Source organism: Patescibacteria group bacterium, assembly GCA_041653535.1.
Classification (GTDB): domain Bacteria; phylum Patescibacteriota; class Patescibacteriia; order JACRDY01; family JACRDY01; genus JBAZFH01.
Genome location: JBAZFH010000005.1, coordinates 41,310 through 60,644, shown reverse-complemented (window position 1 = coordinate 60,644; position 19,335 = coordinate 41,310). Strand labels below are relative to the sequence as shown.

Here is a 19,335-nt window from a genome sequence, read left to right as displayed (position 1 = left end):
TTCTCCTTTTTGTTTGTCTGGTGGTTTTTGGTTACATGCTGAAGACCAGAAATTTTCTTGGTCCCCAAAGTCCTTCGACTAAAGAGATGAGTTTATGATGCATTTTCCAGGCATCTTGCGCTCGTCCACCCTGACTTTCCAAAACCAGGAAATGGATAAAGCGTTGGAGTTCTTCTTCGACTGTGTCGGGCATGGTATTGTCTTCGACATTGCCGCCGAGGATATAGATCATGCACTTGCCAATCGAATATAAGTCCGAAGCTGGTGTTGCAGGACCTCCTTCTTTGACTTCCGGCGCGCTAAATTCAGGGTTGTAGACTTTGAAAGTGTCGCCGGTTTCGGCCGGTCGGATCACCGCACTGGTCCAGTCGATCATGAACAGATTGTGGTTTTGTGGACGAACCATCAGGTTGCTCGGCTCGATGTTAGCGTGGACCATGCCCCAGTTGTGGGCATAGCCAGCAGCAGACAGTAGCCGGTTGAGCATCCAGACCATATGCTTGCGATCAACGCCGCGAGGATATTTTTCCTTAACGGCCAGCAGATCGTAGCTATCGTCTAAGAATCGAAACACCAAACCAACTTGGTCGTCTTCAGTCAAAAAATTGTCGAGCAGTATCGGCAGATGTTTGCGTTGAGCGCCTTTTTTGGAGTGCAGCTCGGTCAGAGCCCGGATCTCGTTGCGGGCCAGGTCGTTGTCAGCCGGATCGTTGACGATTTTAATCGCCACGCGGCCAGCAAAGTCATCGCCCATGACGCAGTCGCCAACATAAATGGTGGCTATGTCGCCTTCGGCGATTGGTTGACCAAGGTAGTACGATCTTTTTTCGGTTGCAAAAGCTGGTCGTCCGCGAGAGACATGGATACTGGGATTGGCGGTCGCGCCATAGAATCCGCTGGCCAGTTTTTCCTTGGCTTTCTCGTAGAAAGTTTTCAGTTTGAACTGGGCATCAGCGGCAAATTCTCGGTCATCCGGATAGGTGTACTTTTTTGGATCAACGATTGCGGCCAGGTCGGCGTAAACGGCTTCCAACAACTGTTCTTTGGACGTTTTGTTTTGACGATCAATAAGATCGCCAAATACGTCTTCAGCTCGCACCGAGCCAAAAATAATGTCGTATACCCTTTGCAGGTCAATGTCCATGCGGGGGTCTCCTTTCTTTATTTATTCTTTGATGACTATATCAGCCAAACTTTTTTGTTTAGCAATGAACATTTGATAATAGGGAAGCACTTTGGCAAAAAATATTTCTCGTACTTTTTCCGCGGTGATGTTCCATCTCGGCACATCGCGCGCGATGCGTCGATTCAGGCAGATTTCCAGATCGGTATCCAGAAAGACTTTGAGTACTGGCGCGGACAGCGCGGACAAAAAAGTGATAGCGTAGAGTCCTTCTGCGACAATAGTTGTGTTCGGCGACACTGTTTGTCCGGTCGTAGGCAATCTTTTGTTAGTTGCCAGATCGTAAGTTGGCAGAATAACTGTTTTGCCGGTCAGTAAAGCCACCGCTGCAGCTAAGTACTGATCTTTCCAATAGGATTCAGGAGCTTCGAAAAGATGTCTGTTGTTTTTATCGCGCGGTAGCGCAGGATCGTCAATATCACGGAAAAAATTATCCAACGGCAGTATTGTTGCGGGAGACGCTTCGTTCAAAGCTTTAGCGAGAAAGCTTTTTCCGCTGCAGCTACATCCGGCAATAGCGATCAACGCCGGTTTGCTGTAGTAAGTCATTGCCGTCAGAATATTTTTGAGTCCATTGGGATAATCTATGGTCAAAGTAGTACCCATTTTTGTCTCCTTTGATTTTTTTGTATTGTCAAAATTCTAGACATTATATCTTATCAAAAACAGCTAAATAGTCAAGCATTTTAGTCACTTAGTGTAGTTTTTTAAATGATTTGCCAAGTAGTTTATATTTGGTTGTAATATAAAATTAACTCATGGCTTGCCCTCATGCCGCCTGCCTGCCGGTAGGCAGGGGCGGGCACTTACTTTTTGTAACCAAAAAGTAAGCAAAAAGTTCCGGGGGCTGGAAGCAAGCGCTTGTCCTTATCACCTTAAGGTTCCCTTACCCCGCCCCGCCCCTGCAGACCATAATTACCGAAACGGGGCGGGGCTCGGCGCGGCTTCCGCCCCTGAACCCCCGCCAATCTATTTAAGCACTGTGCACTAAGCTGTTTAAATAAAAAAGCGCCTAGTTTTTGTTCTAGACGCTTTGGAAATAAATGAATTCATTTCCGGCCGAAAATTCGGTCCGGAGGTATTTCAGATGTTTGGTCTGTCCGTCGATTTTGACGAGCGTGTCATTGGCGTAAGGATCGATTAACTCGACCTCATGTCCAGCACGCACTAAATGGCGCAGCAGACTTATTTCTGGTCCAACGAAACGGAAAGCTCTTCCGGAAGCGATTTCTTGGTCGTTTTCGTCGAGCAAAACCAGATTGACTGATCCGCTGACGAATTCGATATTTGGACTGCCGTAGATTTTTCGGATTTGGTCCAACGGCAAGATTTTTTCTACGCCGCTGGCCGCATACTCGGAAAATTTTTGGTAGTCGTTGTTTTTTACTGCTCCGCGAATGATCTCTCCCCACGAACGATCTTCGAATTCCTCGCCAGCGCTACCAAAGACCGTTTTTTGATCAAAGATGGCGTATCGCGAAAAAAGATCGTGGACGCTCAGATTGCTAGAAGCAACAGCGACAATATTTTCCGCCGACGGCAGCATCGCAAAATGGATTTCCATCTCTCGACGTTCTTTGTACAGCGGTGTGAAAATAAAATCGAAGTCATCGGGTGTAAATCCACGATCGAGTAGGGATCTAGCTACCATTTTGGCTACTAGCCATTTAGGTAACGGATCGCGGTCAGTGATAGTGTAGCTGCGCTGCAAGGAAATCGTAACGTGAAATCCTAGTTGCAACAGCCGTGAGATGTACTCGATGTGTCCTTTATGGGGAATACCCATGCGTGCCGGGAAAAGCACTGTATTGTTTTCTTCTAGTCTGGTGTCTTTTCTCTGTGCTGCTTGGGTTGTGACGGCGGTTTGTTCTCCTTCTTCTAGCGTTGCGATTATTTGTTCAAGACCGGGGCGCAGCGCCGGATTTTTGTCCAACATCGCGTTGATGATTTTCAGCCGATCGTCTCGTAGTTTTACTGCCAGATCGTGCTCGTAGGGAAGAACCACTGTTGGCCAGAAGTAGCGCAAGATTTGTTCTTCCCGATTGTCGGTCGTTCCTTCAAAAGCAAACGGGTGATAACCGGTCAACAGTTGGTGGAAAATTATTCCCAGCTGGAACACGTCCGAAGCGGTAGACGCTGTTAGTTCCAGACCGGTTTCTGGCGTGCCATAGCGCGGATCGGCGAGAAAAGCGTTGATTTTATCCGTCGATTTAATTTGGCGGGAAACACCCAGGTCAAAAAGCTTAACGTCTTGATCCGTCAGCGCCACGTTTTCCGGTTTGAGATCCAGGAAAATGATATTGCGCCGATGGAGTCGTTTCAGGTTTTTGGCTAGCTGCAGCATGATGCGGATCGCCAGATTTTTTTCCAGCGGTTCGCCGTCGCGCAGATAGTCAGCCAGACTTTGAGCGTACTGGAATTCCAATTTGGCAAAGCGTAAATCTTTATCGACGATTACCGTGGCAAGGTACGCCGGCAGAAAATCGTTTTGACCAATCGTTTCATAGAGTTCGTCTTCGCTGTCGTAGCTTTCGGCCAACGGACCGCGGCGGTAGTCAAGAATTTCTTTGTAGACCTTCATGATACCGTCAGTGTCGCGAACCAGATAAACGTAGCTGCAGCGACGAGAGCTTTCGATACCGACTTGCAAAGTTTTAACAATTTCCAAGTCGTTGTTTTCGCAATACTCGCCAAATCGCTTATAGACATTTTGTCGATGTTCGGTGAATGGCCGGCAGACGGGGTTTTGCCCTGCGGCCAATTTGGCCAAGATTATTTTTCTTTCGGGGGACAAATGTTTTTGCAGGTCCAGCTGCAGTAGTACATTAGACCAGAAAAGCGGCGGCTCAAAGTTTTCGGCGATTGTTTGCCGTAGAATCTTTTCGTACTGCAGATCGACAAAAACCAGATTGTTTTTTTTGTCATAACACAGGTCAATCCAGTAGATGGAAAAATTTTGCATCCACTCGGCAAAGTCCGTAACTTGTAACGCCGGCAGATTTTTTTGCCGACCAATTTGGTCGATGCTTTGTACCAGGTCGAGCCGACCATAGTCGTGACCGATTTTTAGGATCGTTTGCAGCGTTTCCCAGTCGTTGATTTTTGCTAGCAGCGGGATGGCGTGGACCAGTTCTTGCGGTTGCGCGTGAAAGGCAGTAAGGTGGGCGACAGCCACTAGTTTGGTGGCGTGGTTTTTTTCTGCTTCGTCGGCAAAAACAATTTGTTCCAGCGCGTCGCGCAAAGACTCCAGTCCGCCACCTTTTTTGGTCGCAGCGAGGAGTCGAGTAAGCAACTGGCGGTCACTCATTTTCCAACTCCTTTCTGTGAGAAAAAAATATGGCTGCCCTGCCAGATGACGGGGCAGCCACGTGTTGATGACGGATTATTGGACGAAGACTTTCTTGAGCATGTCTTCGATTTCGGTTTCCGGCCATTCCAGATATTTGGTGAAGCGTCGAATCATTTCCTGGGCGCGCGCGTCGGTAGCTTCGCCAAAAATCGGATCGTCGAGCCATTTCTCGTAGAGGAAGCCGAGGAACATTTCCATGGCTTGCCGACCGAGTTGGCGGGCAATGAGGAACATGATGGCGTTGCCGGTGATGCGCATGCGGTGCTGCTCGTCTTTGACCATCGACAGGTCGATCAGATCCCAGGGGACTCGTTTCGGGTCAGAGATGAACTGCTGCTGCAACTCACAGACCTCGGCATCGTCGCCGCAGCCGATGAAATGGAAAGTGTCGTAGGTCTTGGCGACCAGCTCGACGGATTTTTTCCAGCTTTGCTGAGCCGGGCAACCGTCATCAAAGGGCATGCCCATGCCATGGCCAACGACGTCGCTGATCATGATCAGATGCTTTTCGACCGCGCCGCCGAAGTTGATCTCGCAAGCGGCTTTGAGCGCGCATTCGTGCGCTTCCGGCACATCGAAACCGTTGGCGGCGCTGATATGGGAAATCGTCGAGAACATGATCTTGTCGCCCTCTTCGTCGGGGGAGACGAAATCGACTTCCTGCGTGAACTGACTGCCGTCGGTGTGGTCGGAAAAATAGACGAAAGCGATTTGCGCTTCCGGGTCGAGCATCTTCAGAAGAGACAGCAGCCAGGCCGAGCTTTTCCGCAAATGGGCGGCGATGACTCGGTTGGAGCCGCTGTTGTCGATATAGATGACGTAGACGCGTTTGACGCCGGGTTTCGGTTTGGTGATGCCAAGGCGCACCAGCTTGTCGTCATAGACGGCGTTGTCTTCACGTTTGGGGCGCGCCTTGGTGCTTTTTTCGTGCACCGTCTCCTTGGCTTTCTCGACGCGTTCGGCGCGCAGTTTTTCTGCTTTTTTCCTTTCGCGCTCATCGCTTGAGGCAAAGCCGCTATAGGCGATACCGCGACTACGATAGTCGCTATAGTTGTTTCCGCTCATTAATATCTCCTTTTTTAGTTGTGCGGTTGTCGAAAAAAAAGGGCAAGGAGCATTGCTCCCTGCCCTTTAGGTTGATGAGGTTGGTGGAATTAGAAGGGTTTGCGACCCGGGCGAGCGGTGGCGCTGGAGCCGGAAAGCAGCGTGTCCCAGGGGATCTGGATACCGAGCTGGATCATGGCGCCGAGGTAGCCGTATTCGCTTTGACCGGACGGGATCTTGGGCAGTTCCATGACCGCCAGCGCGTAGCGGCAGACGTTGCGTTCGAGGCGGAGCAGATCTGCGGAAACAGACACGCCCAGCATCTTGATCATCTGTTCGCGGTTGGCGACGCCCATGTGCGTCGGCAGCGTCGGCTCTTCGAGAAGGGCACGAATCTGCGTGGCGTCATAGGCGAGCGCTCGCGCGATCGGAATGCCGTGACCGGCGAAGACCTTGTTGATCTTGTTGATCACGCCTTCGGCCGCGTCGCGGAGACCGGCGGTGTCGGGGGGCTGCATCATTCCCGGAGGCATCATCGAGTTGCCGCCGCTGGCCATGGACGCGATCGCCGCGAACATCATGGTCGGATTGGCGCCCTGAGTCCAGGCGGTCTGCCAGTTGATCAGCTGTTCGTGGAAGCTCTGCAGGGCCGGCCAGAGCAGGTCGGTCTTGCCGAGGAGCTCGTTCTTGCGGCTCTCGCTGACCAGGTGACCCTTGACGCCCAGGGCGGACAAAACTTCCGCGTAGCTGCGACGGGTGACGAGATCCTGGAGCTTGTAGTAGCTTTCGCCGCAGGGTTCTTCCTGGTCTTCGGCGAAGCGTTCCATGGCTTCCATGATTTTCTTCGGCAGCTTGAACATGTCGAGGCGATTGGCCAAGGCGGCCTTCATCGCCGAGATGACCTCGGTCGAGCCGATCTTCAGGATGCCGCCGACTTTCAGCAGCTCGAGAAAACTGGCGTCGTCACCGGGCACGCTCGGCAGCACGTCGAAAGACGGGCCGGCGGCGGGAGTGGCGGCGGGAGCTTCGGGTTTGGGACCGCGCAGGATCGCGACGTTTTTGCGCAGGACGCCGGACGGGATCTTCAGGGACGCGAGAGCGTTCTTGAGATCGTCGAAAGGCGAGCTCGCTTCGTCCGCGAGCACGGCCAGGGCGTCATCACCGGCGGCGCCGGCGACATCGGCCAGGGCGGTGGTCACGTCTTCGAGTTTCTTGCCGACGAGGTCGGCGAACTTGCCGACGCGTTCCGTCCAAGCGGGCGGATAGGTCGGTGCGGTGGCAGCGGCGACATTGGTGATTCCGTCGGTTTTCTTGGTGTCATCGGACATTTTTCTTTCTCCTTGTACATGAATGGGTTGTTGGAGTTGGACACTGAACATATTGTAAGAACACGCACGAACAAAGTTTTGGCTCTAAATAAGCCAGACTACTATCTTTTTCACCTCCATTTTTCAATTCTTTATTTTAATTGTCAAAATTCTATTTATCATAGCAGCCTACCAAGTTAGACAATCTTTGTCAATAGCGTTTTTTGATATAAAATATAAAGATAAATGTGTCAAATTAGCCCATTTTTTACACTAACTAAAATTTTTTAAATTGACTTTTACCTAAATTTTACATAGAATAGGGACAGAAAATGGTAGCTGGCAGTTGGTAGCTGGCAGTAAAAATCGCCAGTCACTAGTTGCTAGTCGCTAGCCACTAGCTACTAATTTATGAAAAAATCCGAACTCACGTTCAGTGCCTTGCTGGTTCCGGTTGATTATTTTATGGTGGTGGCAGCCGGAGTGCTGGCATATTTTTTGCGGTTCAAATCTTTTTTGACTGATGTTCGTCCAGTGATTTACGCCTTGCCTTTTCCTCAGTACATCAAAATAGTTTTGGTGATGGCGGTTTGTTGGCTGGCAATTTTTGCGTTTTCCGGTCTCTACAAAATTTCCGGATCGAGAAAATTTTTAGGCGAATTTTCCCGTATCTTGCTCGCTTGCTCTACGGCAACACTGACGTTGATCGTGATTATTTTCTTTGGCAAACAAGAATTATTTTCTTCCCGTTTTATTATTATTGCTGTTTGGGTGGTAAGTATTTTAACAGTTAGCTTCGGTCGCGGATTGATTCGCGGAGTGCAAAGATTTCTTTTTACCGCCGGCTATGGCGTAAACTATATCGCTGTTTTTGGCAGCGACAAAACAACCGAAATGATTCGCCAAGAAATAGAAAAAAAGCCGTCAATAGGGTTACGGGTAGTAAAGATTTTTAAACAGTTTAACGGAGAAGAAAAAAAAGCAGTACAGGAGTTGTTGGCGCAAAAAAAGTTAGACGAAGTTTTGCAGGTTGATCCAAATTTGCCTAAAGAACAGATTCTTGATTTGGTTGACTGGTGCGACGAATATCATGTGACTTTCAAATACGCTCCGGATTTATTTCAGGCTCAGGCAACTAATGTTGATATTAGCACCCTTGCCGGCGTGCCGATTATTGAGCTGCGCAAAACTCCGCTGGATGGCTGGGCTAAGATTATCAAAAGATTTTTTGATTTTATTCTCGCTTTGTTTTTGTTAGCTGTTCTTTTTCCGGTTTTAGCTATCATTGGCATCGCGATAAAAATCGATTCACGCGGTCCGGTGATTTATAAAAACCAACGAGTGAGTCGGGAAGGAGTTTTTAATACCTACAAATTTCGTTCGATGAAGACAGAATACTGCACCGGTCCGGGCTATGATAGTCTCAAGGCCGAAGAATACGAAAAAGAGTTGATTGCCGAAAAAAATCGAAGACAAGGTCCGGTTTACAAGGTTCTCGACGATCCTCGCCGTACCAGAGTCGGTCGGTTTTTAGAAAAAACCAGTCTTGATGAATTGCCTCAAATTATTAACGTGATAATTGGTAATATGAGTCTGGTCGGTCCGCGCCCGCATCAGCCGCGTGAGGTAGAAAAATATCAACGTCATCATAAGGCGGTGTTAGCGATCAAGCCGGGGATTACCGGTCTTGCCCAGATTTCCGGTCGGTCGGATTTGGATTTTGACGAGGAGGTCAGATTAGACACGTATTATATTGAAAATTGGAGTATACTGCTTGATTTATGGATATTACTCCGAACTCCGATAGTGGTGTTGACGAGAAAAAGTAAAGTGTAAACAGGAGACAGGAGACAGGAGACAGGAGACAGGAGACAGGAGACAGGAGACAGGGTGTTTCCTTATGTGTGTATTTTAATCCTGTATCCGGTATCCTGTATCCTGCATACTAATTTATGAAAGTTGCTTTGATCCACGACCATTTAGTTCAGTACGGTGGTGCTGAAAAAGTTCTCAAGGCGTTTCAGGACATTTTTCCCGAGGCGCCGATTTTTACTTTACTCTATGATTCTAAAACCATGGGTAATGATTTTGCTAAAAAAGACATTCGCCCTTCTTTTTTGCAAGACATGCCTTTTGCTATTAAAAAATATCAATGGTATTTGCCGATGATGCCGATGGCTACCGAGCGCCACGATTTAAACGATTACGATTTGGTTTTATCTTCAGCATCAGCCATGGCAAAAGGAGTGATTACCGGTCCAAAAACTTTGCATATTTGTTATTGTCATACTCCGACCAGATATCTCTGGACGGACACGCATAGCTATCTGCGTGAGTTGAAAGCTAGTCCATTGCTCAAAAAGTTTTTACCTTTTTATTTGACTAGACTGCGTAAATGGGATCGTCTGGCTGCCGATCGAGTGGATAATTTTATTGCCAATTCACACAATGTCGCGGCAAGAATTAATAAATATTATCGTCGTAATAGCGAGGTGATTTATCCGCCGGTAGAAACAGAAAAGTTTTATCAAGCGGATCAGCTCAATCACTATTATTTGGCGGGCGGCAGGCTGGTGCCATATAAGCGTTTTGATATTATCGTGCAGGCCTTCAATAAACTGGGCATTCCGCTTAAAATATTTGGCACTGGACCGGAAGAAGCGCGTCTCCGTAAAATGGCAAAATCGCACATCGAATTTGTCGGCAAAATATCCGATCAGCGTAAAGCAGAACTTTGCGCTCATTGTCTGGGTTTTATCAATCCACAAGAAGAGGATTTTGGTATTACGGCAGTAGAAGCAATGGCAGCCGGTCGGCCGGTAATTGCTTATCCGGTAGGTGGCGCTTTGGAAACTATTATCCCTGGGGTGACGGGCGAGTTTTTCGACGAGCAAACCTGGGAGAGTTTGTCCGACGCCGTTATTCGTTTCAAACCGGAAAAATATGATTCGAAAAAAATCCGTCAACACGCGCAAAATTTTGGTGTGGAAGAATTTAAAAAAAGAATCACCGACTATATTGAAAAAACTTATCAGGAATTTAAAGGGAATAAAATGATAAAATAAGGACAGAGAGCTGGAAAACGGGGTAATGCTATAGTTTCAGTAAAAATAAGAGCAGACAGCAATGTTTGCTCTTTTGTGATTAGCAGTTACCATGTATCGTTTTTCTGTTTCCGCATAATTTAGCGGACGGGATTGTTGTTGCGCAATCGTTACTATAATGGGTCTGCAGGGTTTAGTTTTAAATGCGTCTTTTCTGTTTGTTATATTAGACTTTTGTTAACATATGTCACAATGTACGGTTTTTTCTTTGCAAAGCAAAGTTTTTATTTGATTTTTTTAGCCATTTTAGCTATAATTTAGCAAAATAAAACTAATAAATAGTTGTTTTCCTTTAACGGAAAAATAAATAAAAATATGGCACAAGATCCAATGGAAGTCTTTATTCAAAACTTGATTTTAGCCGCCGGCTTGGATGGCATGCCTGATGAATACAAAGCGGATTATATTGATAAATTGCGAGTGCAGATAGATCGTCGTATTGGCGTAATAGCCATGCAAGAGCTCGACTCAGCCGGTCTAGACGAGTTTCGCCAGATGATGGAGCGCGAACCGAAAATCAGCAATGCCGCTTTGCAGCAATTTTTCGCCGGTAAGATAGATAATTTTCCGGAAAAAGTACAGCAAGGGCTGCAGGATTTTGCCGCCGAGTTTATCGCTGCTGCCAAAAAGGAGTAAATTTTTGCTTCTTTTTTAAAAAATTACAAACATGGACGATGTTAAGACAAACGCCGATTTGCTAACGGAAAAAATCAAAAAACTAAAAGAGCTTACGGCGCAGTATCAGCGTGAGTTTGATAAGCTTTTTGCTGAAAAAGATCATATAATCAATAGTTATCTTAAACAAGTTGAAGATCTGCGAGTTCAGCAGCTGGAAGAAGATATAAAAAAATTGAAAGATAAATAAAATTTTACGTATTATTATATAGCTATGCGAGAGCCAAAACCATCAGGTGGTTTCCAAGATAAACAAAAAGAAAGGCTGGAAGACCATAAGGCATCTGGCAGGAAGAGGATTGAAGATAAAAAGAAGGGGAAGTGTCAACCATCTGGAAATTCCGCGCAAGAAAGAAACGATTTAAAAGAAGCAAAGCTGGAAGCGGATTTAAAAAGAATATTTGAAAATCTTGCCGCTCATAGTAAGAGCGAGTTTTTAGTTAAAGATAAAAATCTTAAGCAAGAAATAGATGATTTTTTAAATAAGCAAAAAAATATCAGCGTTACTGACGTGAAAAGATTGAAAACTATCGTAAAAATCGGCAGTAAGCTGGTGGAAAAATTTTTTCAGCTAGAACAAGTATTGCAGCGGCAAGCAAGAGATCAGGCGGTTTTGGAAGACATGGAAAAAAAAGAGGATGAAAATTTGCTGATCCAAGAAAAAGAGGCCAAAAATCTATGGGCTATGTTGTCAAAAGTTTTAAAAAACAAACGCACTACTACTTTCGTAAAACAAGAGATCAGAGAATTTTTTATTGCCAGTCAGGCGCTTGCCGTGCTTGATGACGAAAATAAAAAAACAGAAATCGGCGTCGGTGAGTGGAGAAAAAGATATAGTGAGGCGCTTAAGCTTTTTATCTTGGGCGGCGGTCGTATTTTACGGGGGTTGGAAAGTCGGCCAGATCAGGAAGACATGAAAGAAATAGTGCAAAATAACAAGCTTTGGGGTGAAAAATTTTGGGAGTTAAAAGACGAGCTCGACTCTGACAAGTTGAAGGAATTGGCGGTCAGCGGTGATTATTTGGCTATTGGTAGGGGTAAAAAAGAATTTGTCGGTCAATCTATTGCGGCTACTGCCGATGATTATGATCTTTGGAAAAAAGAACAGGATAAAAAAGAACAAAATATTGTATCGAATGATCCGAACATCCAGGTAGCTCCCGTAGAACAAGCTGGACCAGAAACAAAACCTCAAAAAACATATTTTAGCGATCAGCAAAAAGAGGTATTAATAAAAGGATTAGCTTCTTTTATAAAAGATAAGGCAAAAAAAGAGCCGCCTCTTCCTCGTACGCGGGATACTGTTCCGCCGCAAAGACACGTTCAGGGTAAAGATTTCAAATCATTAGCGGAACACATGTCTCGAGTGGGAGATATGTTTCGATTGGCAGGAGAGGGCGAAGTGGAGGAAGGAGTTTTAGAATGGGAAAACGCCAGGGTGGCTGCTCGCGGTAATATTTCACCGACTGTTAATACGGAAAAAAAACCACCAGAAAGGGAAGAAATAGATGTTACAAACGAAGCTTTAAGTGGGGCAAATAATACAGCGATATCAGCTCAGGAAAAGTCTCGTCCCGCTAATATCCCAAAACCGGTGGAACGAAGATTGAGCGATAAAGAAGCCGAGATGCTAAAAAAAGCGGCCGCATCCGGTGATTTTGACGTTGCGGTAGATGTCAACGCCGGTAGTAAGGAAGTAAGTACTTTCCACCCCCAAAAATTTGGCATTGCGTCCGGAGAGAATGTTATCCGTCAAAATGGCGACGGTAAAATAATCTCCACCGAAGAAACGATACAAAATTATGATTTTCCTGAATTTAGCGATAGCGATTATGTAGTGAAGGGCATAAAAAAAGAATCAATAATAAGTGGACGAGAGGCGGATGAGATCGCTCGATTAGTAGTACGGGACCGCTTGCCAGAAAAGGGGTTAGATAAAGGAGCAACGTCTTTGGATTCTATTAATAATCCTAAAGAACATAAACAAGCAGTGGAACGGTTGCTTGATAGATTTATTGTATTGAAAGAGATGCCGTCGGAATTGACCTATTTTCTGTCCCCGCAGGATTATGGACAGAGAGAGTCTTTTATTAATAATGGATTTGATCAAAAATTTTTGGCGAAATTGTCTACTGGAGAGATAGATGAAACAGAGAAAAAAATGAAAGAAATTATAAAGGCGGCTCATGATAACCAGAAAGAGAATTGGGAAAGGGTCGCCAACGGCGTGTTAATAGCCGGCGACATGGTAAGAGTTTTTATCAATGGACAATATGAAAATGACTGGATAATCAAAGAGGTTGATGAAAATGATGGCATGGTGACCGCTCATCGTATGGGAGAATCATTTTTAAATCATGATTTTTCTTTAGATACTTTAGCTCAATGGCAAATAAATCCAGGAGAGACGGCTATCGAAAAAGAAGGAGGCGAGTTGAAGGAAAGATTTTTAGCCGTTCGACAAGAAGCGGATAAACTTTTGTCTGTTTTGAAAAAACATCACGATTTTTCCAATTTTTCTGAAAACGACCCGGTAGGTTTGGCAATACAACAGTATTATGCGGATGTTAAAAAAATAAACAGCCCAGATTTTGATTTTGATAATCCGGCAAATACTCAGATTTATTTAGATTTTGTTGAACGCCGCACGCCTGGCTTGATCAATAACATTAAAGATTTTTTTAATGATAAAAAAATTGATTATTCTCTAGAAACGACGGAAGAAAATAAAAATAATATAGAATCAGGAACGGCAGAGAAAAAAAGTATGGTAGGTTCAAAAGATGCGATAGAATCGCTGGTAGACCAGGCGAAACAATTGTCTGTCCTTAGCGAAGAAATGTTTGGTTTTATAAAAAATAAATGGCCGGAATTTCCCTTGGAAAAAGAGGTCTATCTTTTGCGGGAAGACGTGTCTAACGCCAGAGAGTGGTATCAGCGTGAAGCAACGCTGGAAAATATTGAAACTCTAGTCCGGGCGGAGCAAAAATATAAAGATCTGCTCGATTTGATAAAAAGATATTTAGCCGCTCCTAAAGAAAAAAACAAGGATATCCGTGAGATAATTAATGAGGCGAAGATCAGGATGGCGATGCCGGGAGCTGATTATGAGGAGTTAACTAAACCTTTGCAACAAGCCAAATTTGCTAACAGTAAAGAATTTTTTCGCGACCAAAGAGTGGTTGAAGAAATAAGCCAGCTTTTAAAAGAAATATTGACTTCTGGCAGCGGATTAAATAATCTTGCCAAAAATTTTTTAGATTTGACTGGTTTAGATCAAGATGATATTTATCGGAGCATTGATCGCAGGGAGCAAGAACTGACAGAGCTGGCAAAACAACTAGGCAGAACCGACACTAAGCGTGGTTTTTGGAGCAAGCTAAAAGGAGCGGGAAAAGTAACGGGAAAAATCGGAATGTACGCCGGGATAGGGACAGTCGCCACTTTAGCAACCGGTGGAGTCGGCGGAGCGTTGAGTATGGGAGTGGTACGTATGATTGACGCTAAAATTTCCGGAGGTAGATCCGAACGGGAGCTAAGCGACAATTTAAAAAAAATAAAAAGAGAAATAAGCAAAGATTCTCCTGAGGGACAACAGTGGCTGAATTTACTCGTTGCCAATCTAACAGCCGACTTAGCTATTAGTAAGCAGCATCAAATCGATCGACAAGAAAGGGTTTTTGCCGATTTTGATCAAGAAAAAAATAAAGCCAGAAAAAATAATGATTACGTCAGGTATGAAAAACTTATTGATATGCAATCTTCTGTTTATTTGGACGATATCCGGAAAAAACTGGAAAATACCGAAATGCCTGCGGAAAATATTGATAAAATATTAGATCAGGTCAGAGCGTTGTTAGCGGTGGATCGCAGCACTGCGGTGATGGAGGCAAAAATAGCGGATCGGGCTCCTGGTGTTTTGGAAAAAAGTTTTTCCTGGCTCGATCGGGTTTTGCCGGATTCATTAAAATCACTATGGAGCGGCGGTACAACGGCAAAAGAAAAAATGAAAACAGCCGCAGTATTTACTTTTGCCGGTATGTTGGCGCGTACTATGCCGGCTGTCCGCCAGGGACTTTTTGCTTATTCTGGAGCCAAAGCTTTTGAAAGCGCCGCTATACTGGCAACCAGTAAGATGGGTGGTTTTAGAGAATTAGGATTTATCACCGCCGAACAACTAAACAAGGATAACGTCAATGATCAACTGATGGCTAGAGCTCGAGCGCAACTTTTGGATCAGAAATTTAAAAAACAGCACCCTGGAGATTACGTTCGGCTGCGGGAAAAGGTGGAATATTTTACGACTTTAAAGATAAAAAATGCTAAAAAATTAACCGAGACGGTTCAACAGATAACCAACGACCTGGAAAGCAATTTTTTGCGCAGAAAAAATCTGGAAAAACATAGAAAAATAATTATCGGTGCTTCACAGGCGGTAGGTGCCGCTGCCGGAGCCTTGCTTGGTCCGGAAGCAATACAAGAGCTGGGTCAATGGCTGGGCGGCGATCACACTGTCAAGCCGGTTTTTCAATCTCAGGCCAGCAAAGATGTTTTTAGAGAAATTTCTGAAAATAAGACTTTATCGCAGGTGAGGGGTTTTTCACAACAAGTGGCGGGGAGCTTGCGGGAGGTAGCCGGTGTCATAGGGAATGATACCGGGGTAAAAACCTTGTCCGATTGGGCCGGTCAGAGTACGGCTGAAGTGATGCCTAAACTTAGTATTTTGTCAGAGGACACGGTAAACAATATCGCCAAAGACGGTCGCATAAATGAACAAGAAATCGTATCTTTAGTGAAATTAGACGAGAATTTACAGCGAGCCGCTTTACCAGAATCTTTTGTCGGCGGTATCAATAATATCGAAGGGGTTAATGAAGTGAACCAGCGGCTGGATGATGTTTTTTCGATTGTAAAAGATATTTCTGATGATACGGAAAAATCTAATATTATCAACTCTTTAGCTAATAGCGGGTTGCAAAAAGAACAGATAGAGGCTGCCGGTACTCTGGTTGCTAATTTGCACGGTAAAATCAGCCAACAGGTCGAAGGTTATACGGTGTCAGCTATAGCAAAGGACGGGTTCTCGCCTGAGGCTATCAGCAGAGTGAGTGGCTTAGTCGAGACCGCCACTAAAATTAAATCACCGGAGATTCAGATTGCTTTATTGGAGAAATTATCCCGGGGAGGTATAGAGCCGGAAACAGCGAGTCAATTAAACGAAGCAATCGCAGCAGTGAAAAATTTACCGGAGGGATCACGGGAATACGTGGTTTATGGTTTGGTCAAAGATGGTATTTTTGATCAGAGTGATAGAAATGTTGTCGATGTTATCAGTAAAATTTCAGCACTGCCAAATGCCGATCAAGATATAATCAACTACATATTGCAGACTGATAATGCGGCACTCATTCTGCAAAATATGGAAAAAGCATTGGGTGGTCCAGGGTCTTTGAGCGGCGACAGCTCCCGGGAATCATTGGAAGAACTAAACAAGATATTTGCCAAAGGCGATTTTAAGGAAATCGATAATATAATACAAACTAACCGAGTTGCGGTGGTAAAACAAGGTGACACCTTAACTAAAATATTGCACGATCAACTAGATGAAAAAAGCAGTAATTATGACTCGCGCCTAGCGACGGCTTTTGTCAAAAATTATTTAGGTGAAGATGTCCTTTCGGGGGACGGAGACGAGGTAAACCAATCTTTGATTGATAAAGCTATCGGCGTTGCCGCTGCTCGCGAAGAAAATCTTGCTTACGCCGGCAATAGAATGATTATTGCTAATAATGGAGCAATAGATATTATTAAAGGCGTTGGTGTCGCGGACGCGCGTCGAGTGTCAGAAGAAACTTTACGCCTCAATTATTTGCAAGAACGATTACAGGTTAATCGCGATACTATCCAAAGTATCAAGATCGGTCCGGACAAAAGTTTTATTTTTCAATCTAACGGTCGTGCTTTTAGAGTCGATGGGGCTGGTTCAAAAAATGTCTTGGTCAAAGCTTTAGACGGCAGCGGCAGCGGTGTCTATTTGAGTGATGACGGTAAGTTAGTAAAGGCGGAAGGTTTACGGTTACCGGAAGGAAAAACTAATAATTTTGGCGATATTCTCCAAAATTATGACCAATACTCCGCTCCTTCCCCGGAAATAAATATTGAATCAATCAACACAGAAGATATTACGCGAGTCTTAACCAATGAAGGCGTGGAAATAAGCGATGCCGCAAAATTAGAGGTGTTGAATCCGGCAGAGTATGGCATTACTGTATCGTCAGAACAAAATTTACGTTTGGCTCGGGTGGAAACAGAAGGTGGTTCCAAGGTTTATGTGATGTTTGGTAGCGAAGTAGTACATGCTCAGACTTTAGCCGAAGTTTCTATTAATAAAACCGACGTTAGGAATATTAATCAATATATTAAAGAAATTATTGATATTCGTGATTCGGTAACAAAGGAATATCAAATTGACAACAGTAAAGCCAATCAATTAATCAGTGATGTTCGCTTTGCTGTTGATCATTATTTAGGAGAACCAAAGATCGAAGAAGTAAGCCGGTTTGTAGAAAAAAGCGGCGGCGACGTTAATTTATTAGGTAATAGATCACAATGCGAGATTGCTCAAAATTTAATAAAAGAGTCTTATAATCCGAACGAAATAAGAAGCGGACTAGAGTTTTCTCAAAGTCTGCGCAGTGTTGACGCTAAGAAAGGATTTATATTGGCATCGATTTATGCCAATCCTTCAGTGAATAATTTGCATTTGAGAGAATTTTTAAATGTCGGCGGATTAGAGTTTGACGATGAGCCGATGATTACGGCTAAACACGGCAGGCTGGAGATCTCAGGACTGCACGCGGCTGGTTATGATTCCGGTGCCAGGGATGATTTAATAATCGACAGCAAGACCAGCAGCGTAAAAATTAATCGTATCGGAAAAGATCAATACTTTCCTGCTAGCCATCTTGATACGGCCATTCGTGCGATTGTGGCTGATACCGAAGGAGTGATCACTACCAACGCCGAAAATATAATCAGAGAGGAATTTGTGACCGATTCTCAAGCACAAAAATTTATTGAAACATGGATTGATACCGAACGTTTTTCTGTCGATTTTATAAAAACATCAAATGCTAAAACATATATTGATGCCTTGCTGTCCAGCCGAGGTTTCAATTTGGGGCAATATAGTTTAGGAGAAAACGCTGTTATTAAAAGTATCGAAGAAAATAAAGCTGATAACAGTATTGGTTTTGAGGTCAGTGCTCCCGGTCGGGATGTTCGTTATACTTTTTTTCCCGACCGTAATATAGTTTTGCGCGAAGCAGGAACTTTTGTTCGCAATACAGAGATCATCGGCAGCCCGGCTGATTTTGAAACAAGATTGAATATTGATGTCGGCGAGGGACAGGAATATAACGAAAAACCGTAACAGACAAAGTTTTTTTATAAATAGCTTTTCCGTTTCAAATTTTTAATAAAAAGCCCTGTTTTTACGGGGTTTTTTGGTAAAAAAATAGATTGATTTTTAGTCATATTTTCGCTAAAATTATCTTATGATAATAGGCGTAGATATTAGACCTCTGATGGACAAAGAGCTAAGCGGCGTGGGGCTGCACCTTTTTAATTTGCTTGACGAGTTGTTTCGTATTGATTCGCAAAACCAGTATAAACTTTTTTATAATTCTTTTCATAGTATCGAAAATCGGCTACCTAAATGGGATTATCCCAATGTTAAATTTTGTGGTTTTGCTTTACCAAATAAACTACTTAACTTTTTATTTTTATTTTTTCATTGGCCGAAGATTGATTTGATGATTGGCGGTTGCGACGCATTTGTCGTTCCCAACCTTTGTTATTTTTCTTTATCAGATCGTTGTAAAAAAATTTCCATAGTGCATGACATCACTTTTGATTTATATCAGGATTTTTTTCAGTCAAAATGGCGGCTGGCTTATCGGTTGATTAACCCCAAAAAGGTTTTTACCGCGATGGATAGACTGGTGGTAGTTTCACAAAATACCAAAAAAGATTTAATTAGTTTTTATAAAATAAATCCTGGTAAAATTGGCGTGGTTTACTCCGGAGTAAAAAGAAGTGACGAAAAAATTTTAGAAAATAAGGGAAATTTTATTTTAACCTTGGGTACCAGAGAGCCGCGTAAAAATTTAGCTGGTCTGCTAATCGCTTATGAAAAAGCTAGACAGCAAGGTTTGAACATGGATTTGGTAATTGCCGGTGGTAGCGGTTGGCTCAGCAGAGAAGCCGATAGATTGATTGCCGTTAGTAATTTTAAAAATAATATCAAGGTTTTGGGCTATGTCAGTGAAAAAGAAAAAATTGACCTGTATCGTCAGGCGTCAATGTTTGTCTTTCCGTCTTTTTACGAAGGATTTGGTTTTCCGCCGTTGGAAGCGATGAGTCACGGTTGTCCAGTGATCGCCAGTCTGTCTTCGTCAATCAGTGAAGTTTGCGCTGACGCAGCGTTGTTAGTCGATCCGTATAATATAAATGAAATCGTGGAAGCGATAAAGTCTGTCAGTACGCTGGACTCGGTAACCAGACAAAAGTTATCAGCCAGAGGTTTTGAAAATATTAAGCGTTTTAGCTGGTCAGCCGCCGCTCAGGATTTTTTAAATTTTTTGTTAACCGCTAACCGTTAGTGACTATTGT

Annotated in this window: 11 protein-coding genes; 6 read left to right on the top strand and 5 right to left on the bottom strand. The window is 44.2% G+C overall.

What is annotated here, in order from left to right:
• Positions 1–31: 31 nt before the first annotated feature.
• The 5 genes from WC310_05185 to WC310_05165 form a co-directional block, all read right to left on the bottom strand.
• On the bottom strand, positions 32–1,144 hold the full coding sequence (locus tag WC310_05185; GenBank protein MFA5359177.1) for a protein kinase: 1,113 nt from the start codon (positions 1,142–1,144) through the stop codon (positions 32–34).
• A gap of 21 nt (positions 1,145–1,165) precedes the next feature.
• Entirely contained in the window at positions 1,166–1,789 is a 624-nt protein-coding gene (locus WC310_05180) for a hypothetical protein (protein MFA5359176.1), read from the bottom strand.
• Positions 1,790–2,207: 418 nt separating this feature from the next.
• Complete coding sequence (locus WC310_05175; GenBank protein MFA5359175.1) at positions 2,208–4,490, bottom strand: protein kinase; 2,283 nt, start codon at positions 4,488–4,490, stop codon at positions 2,208–2,210.
• Between the two features lie 75 nt (positions 4,491–4,565).
• Positions 4,566–5,597 carry a hypothetical protein gene (locus WC310_05170; protein MFA5359174.1) on the bottom strand — a complete coding sequence of 344 codons (1,032 nt, stop codon included), beginning with the start codon at positions 5,595–5,597 and terminating at the stop codon, positions 4,566–4,568.
• A gap of 89 nt (positions 5,598–5,686) precedes the next feature.
• Positions 5,687–6,904 (bottom strand): hypothetical protein, encoded by a 1,218-nt coding sequence (locus WC310_05165; protein ID MFA5359173.1) that lies wholly within the window; start codon positions 6,902–6,904, stop codon positions 5,687–5,689.
• A 390-nt stretch (positions 6,905–7,294) separates the two neighbouring features.
• Here WC310_05165 and WC310_05160 point away from each other — a divergent pair, with 390 nt between their 5' ends.
• The 6 genes from WC310_05160 to WC310_05135 all read left to right on the top strand — a co-directional run bounded on the left by WC310_05160 (position 7,295) and on the right by WC310_05135 (position 19,325).
• Positions 7,295–8,719: a sugar transferase gene (locus WC310_05160; protein ID MFA5359172.1), complete on the top strand. Its 1,425-nt coding sequence runs from the start codon at positions 7,295–7,297 to the stop codon at positions 8,717–8,719.
• Between the two features lie 116 nt (positions 8,720–8,835).
• Positions 8,836–9,948, top strand: a complete 1,113-nt coding sequence (locus WC310_05155) for a glycosyltransferase (protein ID MFA5359171.1) — start codon at positions 8,836–8,838, stop codon at positions 9,946–9,948.
• 354 nt (positions 9,949–10,302) lie between these two features.
• Positions 10,303–10,623, top strand: a complete 321-nt coding sequence (locus tag WC310_05150; GenBank protein ID MFA5359170.1) for a DUF5663 domain-containing protein — start codon at positions 10,303–10,305, stop codon at positions 10,621–10,623.
• Between the two features lie 31 nt (positions 10,624–10,654).
• The gene (locus WC310_05145) at positions 10,655–10,852 is read left to right on the top strand and encodes a hypothetical protein (protein ID MFA5359169.1); all 198 of its coding nucleotides are present in this window, start codon (positions 10,655–10,657) and stop codon (positions 10,850–10,852) included.
• Positions 10,853–10,876: 24 nt separating this feature from the next.
• Complete coding sequence (locus WC310_05140; protein MFA5359168.1) at positions 10,877–18,094, top strand: hypothetical protein; 7,218 nt, start codon at positions 10,877–10,879, stop codon at positions 18,092–18,094.
• 124 nt (positions 18,095–18,218) lie between these two features.
• Entirely contained in the window at positions 18,219–19,325 is a 1,107-nt protein-coding gene (locus WC310_05135) for a glycosyltransferase family 1 protein (protein MFA5359167.1), read from the top strand.
• Positions 19,326–19,335: the final 10 nt, after the last annotated feature.

Coding starts and splice junctions, on each gene's coding strand:
- WC310_05145 (MFA5359169.1), top strand. CDS start 10,655: ATGGACGATGTTAAGACAAACGCCGATTTGCTAACGGAAAAAATCAAA.
- WC310_05185 (MFA5359177.1), bottom strand. CDS start 1,144: ATGGACATTGACCTGCAAAGGGTATACGACATTATTTTTGGCTCGGTG.
- WC310_05165 (MFA5359173.1), bottom strand. CDS start 6,904: ATGTCCGATGACACCAAGAAAACCGACGGAATCACCAATGTCGCCGCT.
- WC310_05170 (MFA5359174.1), bottom strand. CDS start 5,597: ATGAGCGGAAACAACTATAGCGACTATCGTAGTCGCGGTATCGCCTAT.
- WC310_05160 (MFA5359172.1), top strand. CDS start 7,295: ATGAAAAAATCCGAACTCACGTTCAGTGCCTTGCTGGTTCCGGTTGAT.
- WC310_05180 (MFA5359176.1), bottom strand. CDS start 1,789: ATGGGTACTACTTTGACCATAGATTATCCCAATGGACTCAAAAATATT.
- WC310_05135 (MFA5359167.1), top strand. CDS start 18,219: ATGATAATAGGCGTAGATATTAGACCTCTGATGGACAAAGAGCTAAGC.
- WC310_05140 (MFA5359168.1), top strand. CDS start 10,877: ATGCGAGAGCCAAAACCATCAGGTGGTTTCCAAGATAAACAAAAAGAA.
- WC310_05150 (MFA5359170.1), top strand. CDS start 10,303: ATGGCACAAGATCCAATGGAAGTCTTTATTCAAAACTTGATTTTAGCC.
- WC310_05155 (MFA5359171.1), top strand. CDS start 8,836: ATGAAAGTTGCTTTGATCCACGACCATTTAGTTCAGTACGGTGGTGCT.
- WC310_05175 (MFA5359175.1), bottom strand. CDS start 4,490: ATGAGTGACCGCCAGTTGCTTACTCGACTCCTCGCTGCGACCAAAAAA.